12 protein-coding genes are annotated in these 12240 nt (G+C 74.3%); 9 read left to right on the forward strand and 3 right to left on the reverse strand.

The annotated features are described in order from the left end of the window. Nucleotide 1 precedes the first annotated feature (1 nt). Complete coding sequence (locus OSB71_RS15070) at nt 2–1069, forward strand: iron-containing redox enzyme family protein (protein WP_265948488.1); 1068 nt, start codon at nt 2–4, stop codon at nt 1067–1069. A gap of 93 nt (nt 1070–1162) precedes the next feature. On the opposite strand, the gene OSB71_RS15075 is transcribed toward OSB71_RS15070, so the two are convergent. Next, complete coding sequence (locus OSB71_RS15075) at nt 1163–1426, reverse strand: CDGSH iron-sulfur domain-containing protein (RefSeq protein ID WP_265948489.1); 264 nt, start codon at nt 1424–1426, stop codon at nt 1163–1165. Further along, nucleotides 1410–2066, reverse strand: a complete 657-nt coding sequence (locus OSB71_RS15080; protein WP_265948491.1) for a HemK2/MTQ2 family protein methyltransferase — start codon at nt 2064–2066, stop codon at nt 1410–1412. Before OSB71_RS15080 ends, OSB71_RS15075 begins: the two co-directional genes overlap by 17 nt. Before the next feature lie 134 nt (nt 2067–2200). Here OSB71_RS15080 and OSB71_RS15085 point away from each other — a divergent pair, with 134 nt between their 5' ends. Next, nucleotides 2201–2902: a FadR/GntR family transcriptional regulator gene (locus OSB71_RS15085; RefSeq protein ID WP_265948492.1), complete on the forward strand. Its 702-nt coding sequence runs from the start codon at nt 2201–2203 to the stop codon at nt 2900–2902. Nucleotides 2903–2954: 52 nt separating this feature from the next. On the opposite strand, the gene OSB71_RS15090 is transcribed toward OSB71_RS15085, so the two are convergent. Next, nucleotides 2955–4391 (reverse strand): GntP family permease, encoded by a 1437-nt coding sequence (locus OSB71_RS15090; RefSeq protein WP_265948494.1) that lies wholly within the window; start codon nt 4389–4391, stop codon nt 2955–2957. 406 nt (nt 4392–4797) lie between these two features. On the opposite strand from OSB71_RS15090, the gene OSB71_RS15095 reads away from it, so the two are divergent. The 7 genes from OSB71_RS15095 to OSB71_RS15125 all read left to right on the forward strand — a co-directional run bounded on the left by OSB71_RS15095 (nt 4798) and on the right by OSB71_RS15125 (nt 12077). Beyond that, nucleotides 4798–6015, forward strand: coding sequence for a cytochrome P450 (locus OSB71_RS15095; protein ID WP_265948495.1), 1218 nt, complete (start codon nt 4798–4800; stop codon nt 6013–6015). A 38-nt stretch (nt 6016–6053) separates the two neighbouring features. Then, nucleotides 6054–7145 (forward strand): type III polyketide synthase, encoded by a 1092-nt coding sequence (locus OSB71_RS15100; protein ID WP_265948496.1) that lies wholly within the window; start codon nt 6054–6056, stop codon nt 7143–7145. A gap of 91 nt (nt 7146–7236) precedes the next feature. After that, entirely contained in the window at nt 7237–7461 is a 225-nt protein-coding gene (locus OSB71_RS15105; protein ID WP_265948498.1) for a hypervirulence associated TUDOR domain-containing protein, read from the forward strand. Nucleotides 7462–7463: 2 nt separating this feature from the next. Continuing rightward, complete coding sequence (locus OSB71_RS15110) at nt 7464–7820, forward strand: DUF3140 domain-containing protein (RefSeq protein WP_265948499.1); 357 nt, start codon at nt 7464–7466, stop codon at nt 7818–7820. 622 nt (nt 7821–8442) lie between these two features. Then, nucleotides 8443–10833 (forward strand): ATP-binding cassette domain-containing protein, encoded by a 2391-nt coding sequence (locus OSB71_RS15115; RefSeq protein WP_265948501.1) that lies wholly within the window; start codon nt 8443–8445, stop codon nt 10831–10833. 396 nt (nt 10834–11229) lie between these two features. Continuing rightward, on the forward strand, nt 11230–11655 hold the full coding sequence (locus OSB71_RS15120; RefSeq protein ID WP_265948502.1) for a helix-turn-helix transcriptional regulator: 426 nt from the start codon (nt 11230–11232) through the stop codon (nt 11653–11655). Between the two features lie 5 nt (nt 11656–11660). Then, nucleotides 11661–12077, forward strand: a complete 417-nt coding sequence (locus OSB71_RS15125; protein ID WP_265948504.1) for a VOC family protein — start codon at nt 11661–11663, stop codon at nt 12075–12077. Nucleotides 12078–12240 lie beyond the last annotated feature (163 nt).

The following is a 12240-nucleotide window of genomic DNA, read 5'->3' on the forward strand; positions in this document are numbered from 1 at the left end:
CATGCCCCCCGCCCCCCGGCCCGCCCCCCGCGGCGACCTCAGCGCCGCCGTCCTGGACGCGCTCGTCCACCGGCCGCCCGCCCCGCTGCCCACCGCCCCGCCCCCCGGCACCGACCCCTACGGCGAGGACCTCCAGCTCGCCCTGTACGTGTGCTACGAACTGCACTACCGGGGCCTGGAGGGCGTCACCGACGCCTGGGAGTGGGACCCGGAGCTGCTGCGGCTGCGCGCCGGCCTGGAAGCGCTGTTCCTGGACGCCCTGCGCGCCGACACCCCCGGCGGCGACGACGTCACCGCCGCCCTGGACCCCCTGCTGGTCGAACCCGTCGAGGGCGCCGGCGTCGCCGACCACCTGCTGCGCGAGGGGCACTGGTGGCAGATGCGCGAGTACCTCGTGCACCGCTCCGTCTACCACCTGAAGGAAGCCGACCCGCACGCCTGGGTCATCCCGCGGCTGGACGGGCAGGCCAAGGCCTCCCTCGTCGCCGTCGAGTTCGACGAGTTCGGCGGCGGCCACGGGGAGCGCCTGCACGCCGCGCTCTTCGCCGACGCCCTCAGCGGCGCCCGGCTCCACGCCGACTACCTGCACTACCTCGACGACGTCCCCGCCCCGGCGCTGGCCCTGGTCAACCTCATGTCGCTGTGCGGGCTGCACCGCGCCCTGCGCGGCGCGCTGGTGGGCCACTTCGCCGCCGCGGAGATCTCCACCGCGCCCAGCGCCCGCAAGATGGCCAAGGCCCTGGAACGCATGGGCGCCGACCCCCGGTGCGTCCACTTCTTCACCGAGCACATCGAGGCCGACGCCGTCCACGAGCAGATCATGCGCCGCGACGTGCTGGGGGACCTGCTCGCCCGCGAGCCCGGCCTCGCCGGGGACGTCGTCCTGGGCATCCAGGCCACCGAGCACCTTGAGGCGCGGCTGGCCACCCACCTGCTGCACGCCTGGCGCGACGGCGCCACCTCGCTGCGCCGCCCGCTGCCGGCCGAGCCCGCGGTGAACGGGTCCGCCCCGGCAGGGTCCGCCGGGGGCGCGGTGCGGCCGGTGGCCGGGGCCGCCCGGCCGGGGTGAGCGTCGGCCGGCCCGCGCGCCCGCCGCGCGGGCCGGCCGGGCTCCGGGGCCGCGCGGCACACATCCGGGCGGGCGGGGGTGAGCCGGCCCGGCTCACCCCTGCGCGCTGCGCTTGTCCGGCCGCTCGCGCCTGCGGTGACTGGTGTCGCAGAACGGGTAGCGGCGGCTGCGTCGGCAGGTGCACACGGCCACCATGACCCGGTCGGAGCGCACCGTGCTCCCGTCCGGCAGCGCCAGCTCCACCGGACCCTCGACGAGCATCGGCCCCTCGGGGTCGATCAGCACGCGCCGCGCCCGTTCGCGGCCCTCCCCGGCGGGCCCGTTCGCGACGGGCTCCTCCTCACGGCCGGTCGCCACGGACCACCACCAGCTCCTCCCGGGTCTGCCCCGGCTCGATCAGCCCGCGCGCCCGCAGCCACGCCGCCTCCCGCCGCATCACCGGCCCGAAGGGGACGCGGGCACGCGCCACCACCGACGCCTTCAGCCCCCCGGCGCGCAACCGGTCCAGCGTCAGCCCCGGGCGGCTCACCTCCGAGTGGACGACCAGCAGCGTCCCGCCGCGCACCAGCAACTCCGGCGCCCGGTCGCACAGCCGGTCGAGCACCGTGCGTCCGTCCACACCGCCGTTCCAGCTACCCGCCGGGGTCCCGGGGGCGGCGCGGCGCGGCCCGCAGGAGGGGACGTAGGGCGGGTTGGCGAGCACCACGTCGAACCGGCGCCCGGCCACGGCGCGCTCCAGGTCCCCCCGGCGCACCGAGAGCGGCAGGCGGCGCAGCCACGCGTTGCACCGCGCCGTCAGCACCGCCCGCCGCGCGGAGTCCACGGCCAGCACCTCGCCGGCCCCCATCCGCAGGGCCGCGAGGCCCAGCACACCGGTCCCGGTGCACAGGTCCAGCACACGGGCACCGGGCGCGAGGGCCGCGTCGGCGAGCGCCTGACGCAGCAACCAGGAGTCGGCTTGCGGGGCGTACACGCCCGGGGGCCTGAGCAGCAGCATGGCGCCGCGAGTACCGCACCAGCCGCGGTCGTAACGCCCCGGTGCGCTTCGGCCGCCGGAAGGTATGACGTAATGCCCCGGTCACGCCGCAATCGTCATACGAAGCGGGGCCGGGACGCCGTAGTCTGAAGGCCATGGGAACACAGCGACAGGGCCTGCACGCGCGCGTGCTCGCCGCCTTGGGACCGGCCATCACCAGCGGTGACCACCCCCCGGGCAGCGTCCTGCGCACCGACGAGCTCGAACGCCGCTTCGGGGTGTCCCGCACCGTCATGCGGGAGGCCATACGCGTCCTGGAGTCCATGCACCTGGTGCGCTCCCGCCGCCGCGTGGGCGTGACCGTCCTGCCCACCGAGGCGTGGGACGTCTTCGACCCGCAGGTCATCGCCTGGCGGCTCCAGGGCGCCGACCGGCCCCGCCAGCTCCGCTCCCTGACCGTACTGCGCTCGGCCGTCGAGCCCGCCGCCGCACGCCTGGCCGCCGAACACGCCACCCCCCAGGAGTGCGCCGACCTCACCGGGCACGCCCTGGGCATGGTGGCCACCTCCCGCGGCCAGCAGCTCGACCGCTACCTCGTGCACGACGTCGCCTTCCACCGCGTCGTGCTCAGGGCCTCCCGCAACGAGATGTTCGCCCGCCTCGGGGACGTCGTGGCCGCCGTGCTGACCGGCCGCACCGAGCACCAGGTGATGTTCACCGATCCCGACCCGGCGGCCGTCACGCTGCACGTCCAGGTCGCCGAGGCCATCCGCGCCGGCGACCGGCGGCGCGCGGAGGACCTCACGCGTGAGATCACCGCCGGCGCCATGGCCGAACTCGACGTCCTCGCCCCCTGACGCGCTCGCCCCAGGGGCGCCGGGCGCGGGGGCACACCGCCCCCGCGCCCCGCTACACCACGGCCCACACCCCCAGCGCCAGGACGAACGCCGACAGGCCCAGCGTCGTCTCCAGCACCGTCCACGTCTTCAGCGTGGTCTTCTCGTCCATGCCGAAGAAGCGGCTCACCAGCCAGAAGCCCGAGTCGTTCACGTGTGACAGCACCGTCGCGCCGGCCGCGATCGCCACCACCAGCAGCGCGATCTGCACACTGCCCAGCTCCGCCTCGCCCACGGCCCCGGCGATGAGCCCGGCCGTCGTCGTCAGGGCCACCGTCGCCGAGCCCTGGGCGACCCGCAGCAGCGTCGCGATGACGAACGCCTGCACGATCAGCGAGAAGCCCAGGCCCGACAGCGAGGAGCTCAGCGCGTCGCCGATGCCGCTGAGCTCCAGCACCCCGCCGAACATCCCGCCCGCACCCGTGATGAGGATGATCGCGCAGATCGGGGCCAGCGCCTCGTCCACGATCGAGCGCACCCCCGTCATCGACGTGCGCGGCCTGCCCAGCACCAGCACGGCCGCCACCACCGTGATCAGCAGGGCGACCGGCGTCGCGCCCAGCAGACCCAGGAACGCCGGCACCCCGCTCTCGGCGTCCAGCACCCCCGCGGTGCCCAGCGTGTTCAGCACCGTGTCGAAGGAGATCAGCACCAGTGGCAGCAGCAGGAGCGCCAGGACGGTGCCGAACGAGGGCGGTGTCCGCCCGAGCAGCACCCCGTCCTCTTCTCCCGGCTCTCCCCGCTCTTCCTCCTCCCCGGCGCGCCCGCGCGCGTCGCGGACCCGGCCGAACACCGCGTCCGCCACCGACACCCGCACCCGGGCCCCGAGGACCCGCGACACCAGGTAGACGCCCACGTACCAGGCCGCCACGGCGACCGGCAGGCCCACCAGCAGCGTGACCCCGATCTCGCCACCGAGCTGCTCGGTGGCCGCGACCGGCCCGGGGTGCGGCGGCACCATCGCGTGCATCGCGGCGAAGGCCCCCGCCGCGGGCAGCGCGTACAGCAGCAGCGACCCGCCGAACCGCCGCGCCACCGTGAGGATGATCGGCAAGAACACCACGAGCCCGGCGTCGAAGAAGATCGGGAAGCCGAACGCCAGCGCCGCCACGCCCAGCGCCAGGGGAGCGCGCTTCTCCCCGAACCGGCCGATCAGCGTGTCGGCCAGCACCTGCGCCCCGCCGGTCACCTCCAGCAGCCGGCCGAGCATCACGCCGAACGCCACCAGCAGGGCGACCGACCCCAGGGTGTCGGCGAACCCGAACATCAGCACATCGGGGACGTCCGCCAGGGGAAACCCGACCGCCACCGCGGTGACCACGCTGACGCCGACGAGCGCCACGAAGGCGTGCAACCTCACCTTCATGATCAGGAACAGCAGCAGCGCCACCGCGCCCGCCGCGATGAGCAGCAGTACCGCCGTCCCGTAGGCGGGCTCTATCGCTTCCATGACCACTCTCTCCCTACCGCAGACCGGAACGGGAAGTTACGCGACAGGTACTACCTATTCAAGAGCTGGCCATGAAACGTCATACAAAACATCGGCACGTGCCCGTGCGTGTCCTCGTTCTCGTACCCGTCTCCCTCCGGGTGCCTCGCGCCCCCCGCCCTCGGTCCGTGGCCGCCCGCGCTCGCCGAGGCGTTGCGGCCCACCCGCACCACCCGCCCCGTCCGACCCGTCGACCCCGCACCCGCGCGCGCCGGGCGCGACCCGCACACCGGTGCGCCCGGGGCGTGCGTACCCCGCCCACCTGGCCTTCCCACGCCCCACTATTCGAGCGAAGTATCCCGGCCCCCCACATCAGGCGAGCCGCCAGCGGACAGAACCACAGTGCCCCGCGATCTCGACCACCTTGATGGGAGCACCCGTGAACACCCCCGGCGCCGTCTGGTCCTGCCCGTTCGACTTCGCCGAGGCCCTGGAGTGCGATCCGCTCCTGGAGGACCTCCGCACGAACGACCCGGTCGCCCGCATCCGCATGGCCCACGGCGAGGGCGAGGCCTGGCTGGTCACCCGGTACGCCGACGTCCGCACCGTCACCACGGACCGGCGGTTCAGCCGGGCCGCCGTACGCGGCCGGGACTTCCCGCGCATGACGCCGGAGCCCATCGTCCAGTCCGAGTCGATCAACCTCATGGACCCGCCCCAGGTCACCCGGCTGCGCGGCCTGGTCGCGCAGGCCTTCACCAAGCGCCAGGTGGCCGCCATGCGCCCCGCCACCCAGCACATCGTCGACGGCCTGCTGGACGAGATGGCCGCCGGCGGCCCGCCCGCCGACCTCGTCCACCACCTCTCGACGCAACTGCCCCTCACCACCATCTGCGAAGTGCTGGACATCCCCGCCGCCGACCGGCCCGAGCTGCGGCAGCGCGCGGTGACCATGACCGCCACCGGCGCCGCCACCCGGCAGGCGGCCACCGAGGCCAAGGCCGAGCTGCGCGCCTACTTCGCCGACCTGACCGCCCGGCGGCGCAAGAACCCGGGCGAGGACCTCATCAGCGTGCTCGCCACCGCCCGCGTGGACGACGAGATGCTCGACGACCACGAGCTGACCGTCATGGCCATGGTGCTGCTCATGACCGGGCACGACACCAGCACCTACCAGATCAGCAACATCACCTACACCCTGCTCACCCACCCCGAGCACCTCGCCGAACTGCGCCGGGACCCCGGCCTGCTCCCCGAGGCCATGGAGGAGCTCCTGCGCTACATCCCCTTCCGCAAGGGCGTCGGCATCCCCCGGGTGGCCACCGAGGACGTGCGGCTGGGCGACGTGACGATCCGGGCCGGTGACCTCGTGCACGTCTCCTACCTCGCGGCCAACCGCGACCCCGAGGTCTACCCCGATCCCGCCACGCTCGACCTGCGCCGCGACGGAGCCCGCAACATGACCTTCGGCTGGGGCGCCCACCACTGCATCGGCGCGCCGCTGGCGCTCATGGAACTCCAGGTCGCCATCGGCACCCTCCTCGAACGCTTCCCCCGCCTGGCGCTCGCCGTGCCGGCGGAGGACGTCAGGTGGAACACCGGCTCGATCTGGCGCTACCCGCTCGAACTGCCCGTGACCTGGTAACACCCCGACCACCCCGCAGCCCGCCCCAGGAGAGCGCCGTGCCCACCTTGTGCCGACCCGCCGTCGCCGTACCCGAACACGTGATCACCATGGCGGAGACGCTCCAGTTGGCGCGCTCCGTCCACGCCGACCACCCCCAGCTCCCGCTCGTGCTCCGGCTGATCGAGAACACCGGCGTGCGCACCCGGCACCTGGTCCAGCCCATCGAGGAGACCCTGCGCCACCCCGGCTTCGAGGCCCGCAACCAGGTCTACGCCCGCGAGGCCGCCCGGCGCACCCCACCGGTCATCCGCCGCGCCCTGGGCCACGCCGGGCTCGGCGTACGGGACATCGACCTCCTGATCTACGTCTCCTGCACCGGCTTCGCGATGCCCTCCATGACGGCGTGGCTGATCAACCAGATGGGTTTCCGCTCCGACACCCGCCAGCTCCCGATCGCCCAGCTCGGCTGCGCGGCCGGCGGCGCGGCGATCAACCGGGCCCAGGACTTCTGCACCGCCTACCCCGACGCCAACGCGCTCATCGTCGCGTGCGAGTTCTGCAGCCTGTGCTACCAGCCCAGCGACCTCGACGTCGGCTCGCTCCTGTCGAACGGCCTCTTCGGCGACGGCCTCGCCGCGGCGGTGGTGCGCGGTCGCGGCGGACACGGCGTCCATCTGGAGCGCAACGGCTCGCACCTGGTCCCCGACACCGAGGAGTGGATCTCCTACGCCGTCAAGGACACCGGCTTCCACTTCCGCCTGGACAAACGCGTCCCCACCACGATGCACATGCTCGCCCCCGCCCTGCGCGAGCTGGCCGCGCGCCACGAGTGGAACGTCTCCGACCTGGACTTCCACATCGTCCACGCCGGCGGGCCCCGCATCCTGGACGACCTGTGCAGCCTGCTGGACGTCGACCCCCTCCTGTACCGCCACAGCCGCGCCACCCTCACCGAACGCGGCAACATCGCCAGTTGCGTCGTACTCGACGCCCTGGACCGGCTCTTCGCCGAGGGCTCCGTCCAGCCCGACGCCCGCGGGCTGATCGCCGGGTTCGGCCCCGGCATCACCGCCGAGATCTCGCTCGGGAGCTGGACCGGCACCACCCGCCCCGAGGCCGCGGCGGTCCTCACCGAAGCCGTTCCCTGACCGACCGCGTCGCGAGCGGCGCGTTTCGTCCACGGTCGCGCGGAAACCCCGGCCTTGACCGCAGCACCGCTCCCAGCCGCCGGAGGGCCCCATGGCCAAGGACGACGAGTTCCGCAAGGGCGACGAGGTCACCTGGTCCAGCCACGGCAGCGACGTCCCCGGCCGGGTGAAGAAGAAGATCACCCAACGCGTCCGCGCCGCGGGTCGCACCGTCGACGCCTCCCCCGAAGACCCCCAGTACGAGGTGGAGAGCGACAAGTCCGGTCGCCGCGCCGTGCACAGGCCCCGAGCCCTGCGCCGGAAGAAGGACCGCTAGCGATGGCGGCCGCACCGGAGCGCGACGAGACGATCGCGCGGTTCCACGACGCGGTCAACATGACGCCCACCGAGCTGGAGCGCTGGCTGGAGACCGACGCCTCCCGGGGCGTGGGCCAGAAGCCCTCCGCCGGTGCGGAGAGCACCGGCCACGCCTCCGGTCGCCGCATCGTGGAACTCAAGCGCAAGAAGAAGGGCGACCTCACCGACGACGACCTGGCCCACATGCGCAAGGTGACCGGTTACGTCCACCGCCACCTCGCCCAGCGCCCCTCCGGCGACGTGCGCACCTCGCCCTGGCGCTACTCCCTGATGAACTGGGGCCACGACCCGCTCGACGGCGACGGCCACCACCGGTAGCCGCCCCGGACGCCCGGATTCCGCCCCCTCCACCGCCCGGGCGCGGGGCCGGGGGCTCACGCGGCCCCACGTGCCGCCGGACGCCGCACACCGGGCGGGCACCGCTCGCCCCCCGCCCCCCGCCGACCTGCGCCTCCACCGGGGGAGAGGCCACGCAGCACCGTGCCCGCGCGGCCGGCGCCCGCCCGGGCACGGTGGTGGCAGCGACGGCGTCCCCGCATCCGGTCAGGATCGAAGAAGCGCCCCGGCCGGGGCGCCGCTAGCGTGAGCGTCATGGCTGCTCCCGCGCGCCCGCGCACACCGGTCGGGACGCCCCGACGGCCGCGCCCCGGCACCTGCGGCTCCGCACCCGCCGGGGCCCGCCGACGGCAGCACGAGCACGCCCGGGCGCGGCCCCCACGGAGCGGTGCCCACGGCACCGGCGCCGCCCAGGGGACGCCGGACCCGCGCCGGACCGTCCGACGCCCGCTTTTCCGCCGTCACGCGGCCGCCGGGCACCCGGCCCGGCGGCGCTGACCGGCTCCGCCACGGGCGGCGCTCGTCCCACCCCGCGGGGCGGACACACGATCACCAGGGGCGGCCGTCGTACCGACGGCGTCCGCCCGGCACAGAGGGAGACACGATGAGCAAGGCCGCCGGAACGGGCCCCCGCCCCTCCGCCGCGCACACCGCGGACCGCCACGACGTGATCCGGGTGCGGGGCGCCCGCGAGAACAACCTGCGGGACGTCAGCGTCGAGATCCCCAAGCGCCGGCTGACCGTGTTCACCGGGGTGTCCGGCTCGGGCAAGAGCTCGCTGGTCTTCCACACCATCGCCGCGGAGTCGCAGCGGCTGATCAACGAGACGCACAGCGCGTTCGTGCAGGGCTTCATGCCCACGCTGGCCCGCCCCGAGGTCGACGTCCTGGAGGGGCTGACCACCGCGATCATCGTCGACCAGCAGCGGATGGGCACCGACGCGCGCTCCACCGTCGGCACCGCCACGGACGCCAACGCGATGCTGCGCATCCTCTTCAGCCGCCTGGGGCAGCCGCACGTCGGCCCGCCCAACGCGTTCTCCTTCAACGTCCCCTCGGTCCGGGCCAGCGGCGCGGTCACCGTCGAGCGCGGGGAGCGCAAGACCGTCAAGCAGACCTTCACCCGCGTCGGCGGCATGTGCCCGCACTGTGACGGCCGGGGCACGGTCTCCGACCTCGACCTCACCCAGCTCTACGACGCCTCGAAGTCGATCTCCGAGGGCGCGTTCACCATCCCCGGCTGGAAGTCCGACAGCTGGTGGACCGTGCGGACCTACGCCGAGTCCGGTTTCCTCGACCCCGACAAGCCGATCCGCGAGTTCACCGAGCAGGAGCTGCACGACTTCCTCCACCGGGAGCCGACCAAGGTGAAGGTCGAGGGCGTCAACCTCACCTACGAGGGGCTGATCCCGAAGGTGCGGAAGTCGTTCCTGTCCAAAGACCGGGAGGCGCTGCAGCCGCACATCCGCGCGTTCGTGGACCGGGCCGTCACCTTCACCCCCTGCCCCGAGTGCGGCGGCACCCGGCTCAGCGAAGCGGCCCGCTCCTCGCGCATCGGCGAGGTCAGCATCGCGGACGCCTGCGCCCTGCAGATCAGCGATCTGACCGACTGGGTCAGCGGCCTGCGCGAACCGTCGGTGGCCCCGCTGCTGGACGCGCTGCGGCGGACGCTGGAGTCCTTCGTGGAGATCGGCCTCGGCTACCTCTCGCTGGACCGCCCCTCGGGCACGCTCTCCGGCGGCGAGGCCCAGCGCGTCAAGATGCTCCGCCACCTCGGCTCCGCGCTCACCGACGCCACCTACGTCTTCGACGAGCCCACGATCGGCCTGCACCCCCACGACATCCAGCGCATGAACGACCTGCTGCTGCGGCTGCGCGACAAGGGCAACACGGTCCTGGTCGTGGAGCACAAGCCGGAGACGATCGCGATCGCGGACCACGTCGTCGACCTCGGCCCCGGCGCCGGTACGGCCGGCGGCACCGTCTGCTTCGAGGGCACCGTCGAGGGGCTGCGGGCCGGCGGCACCCTCACCGGCCGGCACCTCGACGACCGGTCCGCCCTGAAGGAGACGGTGCGCACGCCCACCGGCGCGCTGGAGATCCGGGGCGCGAAGGCGCACAACCTGCGCGACGTGGACGTCGACATCCCGCTGGGGGTGCTCGTCGTCGTCACCGGGGTCGCCGGCTCCGGGAAGAGCTCGCTCGTGCACGGGGAGATGCCCGCCGACGCCGGCGTGGTCGCGATCGACCAGGGGGCGATCCGCGGCTCGCGCCGGAGCAACCCGGCCACCTACACCGGGCTGCTCGACCCGATCCGCAAGGCGTTCGCGAAGGCCAACGGGGTCAAGCCGGCGCTGTTCAGCGCCAACTCCGAGGGCGCCTGCCCCGCCTGCAACGGCGCGGGCGTCCTCTACACCGACCTGGCCATGATGGCCGGGGTCGCCACCACCTGCGAGGAGTGCGCGGGGAAGCGGTTCCAGGCAGCGGTGCTGGAGCACCACCTCGGCGGCCGCGACATCAGCGAGGTGCTCGCGATGCCGGTGGCCGAGGCCGAGGAGTTCTTCGGCGCCGGACCGGCGCGCACCCCGGCAGCGCACCGGATCCTCGGCCGGCTCGCCGACGTCGGCCTGGGCTACCTCACCCTCGGCCAGCCGCTCACGACGCTGTCCGGCGGCGAGCGGCAGCGGCTCAAGCTGGCCACCCGCATGGCGGACAAGGGCGGCGTCTACGTCCTGGACGAGCCGACCGCCGGCCTGCACCTCGCCGACGTCGAGCAACTGCTCGGCCTGCTCGACCGGCTCGTGGATTCCGGGAAGTCGGTCATCGTCATCGAGCACCACCAGGCGGTCATGGCACACGCCGACTGGATCGTGGACCTCGGTCCCGGCGCCGGCCACGACGGCGGCCGCGTCGTCTTCCAGGGCACTCCGGCCGACCTCGTCGCCGCCCGCTCGACCCTCACCGGCGAACACCTCGCGGCCTACGTCGGCGCCTGACCCGCGTCTGCCCGCCCCCGGGCCCGCGCCGTGGGAAGCGCCCCGGCGCGCTCCCACGGCGCCGCACCGCACCACCGCGCCGCGCCCGCGGCCGGCTGTGACGGGCGAGGCCCGCGAACCCGACCGAGCGCGGAACGGGTCCGCAGACCGCAGGAGCGGGGCCGGGGACCGGCGGCCGACCACGCCCCACGCCGCGCCCCCGGGCCGTGACCGAGCCGTCCCGCCCGGCGCGCACGGCCCTGCGGCCACCCGCTCCCGCCCCCTCACCCCAACGGGCGCATCCCGGGCACACGGCGTGGACGGAAGGCCCCGACGAGCCCCGACGAGCCCGGCGCAGCCCCGCGCCCCCGGGCCGTCGGGCGCGACGCTGTCGGCGGCCCGTGTGATGCTGGTGGGATGACGCTGGCGGACCTCGCTCACCTGCGCCGGGCGCGCGACCTGATCAATCGCGACTACGCGGAGCCCTTGGACGTTCCCGCGCTGGCCCGGGCGGCGCACATGTCACCCGGGCACTTCTCGCGCAGCTTCCGCGCCGCCTTCGGGGAGACGCCCTACAGCTACCTGATGACCCGCAGGATCGAGCGGGCCAAGGCGCTGCTGCGCCGGGGAGACCTGTCGGTGACGGAGGTCTGCTGCGCGGTCGGCTGCACGTCGCTGGGGTCCTTCAGCACGCGGTTCACCGCGCTGGTGGGGGAGAGCCCCAGCGCGTACCGGGCGCGCGACCACGGCCAGGGCGCCGAGATCCCGGCCTGCGTGGCCAAGGTTTTCACGCGGCCGGTCAGGAACGGAGAAGCCGGGCGCCCCGGTCCGGCCGTAGCGTGAGCGGCATGGACATCAAGCTTTCGCAGTGCTTCATCGCCGTGGACGACCACGACAAGGCGCTCGCCTTCTACCGGGACGCGCTCGGATTGGAGGTGCGCAACGACGTCGGCTTCGAGGGGATGCGCTGGGTCACCCTGGGCGCGCCGTCGCAACCCGACGTGGAGATCGTGCTCGAACCGCCCCTGGCCAACCCGGACGCCTCCCCGGCGGACCAGCAGGCCATGGCCGAGCTGCTGGCCAAGGGCATGCTGCGGGGGGTGATCTTCGCCACCGACGACTGCGACGCCACGTTCGAGCGCGTCCGGGCCTCCGGCGCCGAGGTGCTGCAGGAACCGATCGACCAGCCGTACGGGGTCCGCGACTGCGCCTTCCGCGACCCGGCCGGCAACATGCTCCGCTTCACCCAGCGTCGCAACCGCTGAGCACGGCCCCTCCGGGCCCTGGCGTCCCTGCGCGGCTGACGTCCGGCCACCGGGCGTACGCACGTCCAGCGGCCGGGCGCCCCGCGCGGAGGGCGCCTGGCCACTGGGCGTCACACCGCGCTGCCACGGCACGCCGTGCGGAAGTGGTCCCGGCGGCCCCGCG

The organism is Streptomyces marinisediminis (assembly GCF_026262575.1).
Classification (GTDB): Bacteria; Actinomycetota; Actinomycetes; order Streptomycetales; family Streptomycetaceae; genus Streptomyces; species Streptomyces marinisediminis.

Excerpts from the sequence above, each read along its gene's own strand:
- OSB71_RS15070 (WP_265948488.1), top strand. The coding sequence starts at position 2 with ATGCCCCCCGCCCCCCGGCCCGCCCCCCGCGGCGACCTCAGCGCCGCC.
- OSB71_RS15115 (WP_265948501.1), top strand. The coding sequence starts at position 8,443 with ATGAGCAAGGCCGCCGGAACGGGCCCCCGCCCCTCCGCCGCGCACACC.
- OSB71_RS15085 (WP_265948492.1), top strand. The coding sequence starts at position 2,201 with ATGGGAACACAGCGACAGGGCCTGCACGCGCGCGTGCTCGCCGCCTTG.
- OSB71_RS15095 (WP_265948495.1), top strand. The coding sequence starts at position 4,798 with ATGGGAGCACCCGTGAACACCCCCGGCGCCGTCTGGTCCTGCCCGTTC.
- OSB71_RS15125 (WP_265948504.1), top strand. The coding sequence starts at position 11,661 with ATGGACATCAAGCTTTCGCAGTGCTTCATCGCCGTGGACGACCACGAC.
- OSB71_RS15080 (WP_265948491.1), bottom strand. The coding sequence starts at position 2,066 with ATGCTGCTGCTCAGGCCCCCGGGCGTGTACGCCCCGCAAGCCGACTCC.
- OSB71_RS15120 (WP_265948502.1), top strand. The coding sequence starts at position 11,230 with ATGACGCTGGCGGACCTCGCTCACCTGCGCCGGGCGCGCGACCTGATC.
- OSB71_RS15090 (WP_265948494.1), bottom strand. The coding sequence starts at position 4,391 with ATGGAAGCGATAGAGCCCGCCTACGGGACGGCGGTACTGCTGCTCATC.
- OSB71_RS15110 (WP_265948499.1), top strand. The coding sequence starts at position 7,464 with ATGGCGGCCGCACCGGAGCGCGACGAGACGATCGCGCGGTTCCACGAC.
- OSB71_RS15105 (WP_265948498.1), top strand. The coding sequence starts at position 7,237 with ATGGCCAAGGACGACGAGTTCCGCAAGGGCGACGAGGTCACCTGGTCC.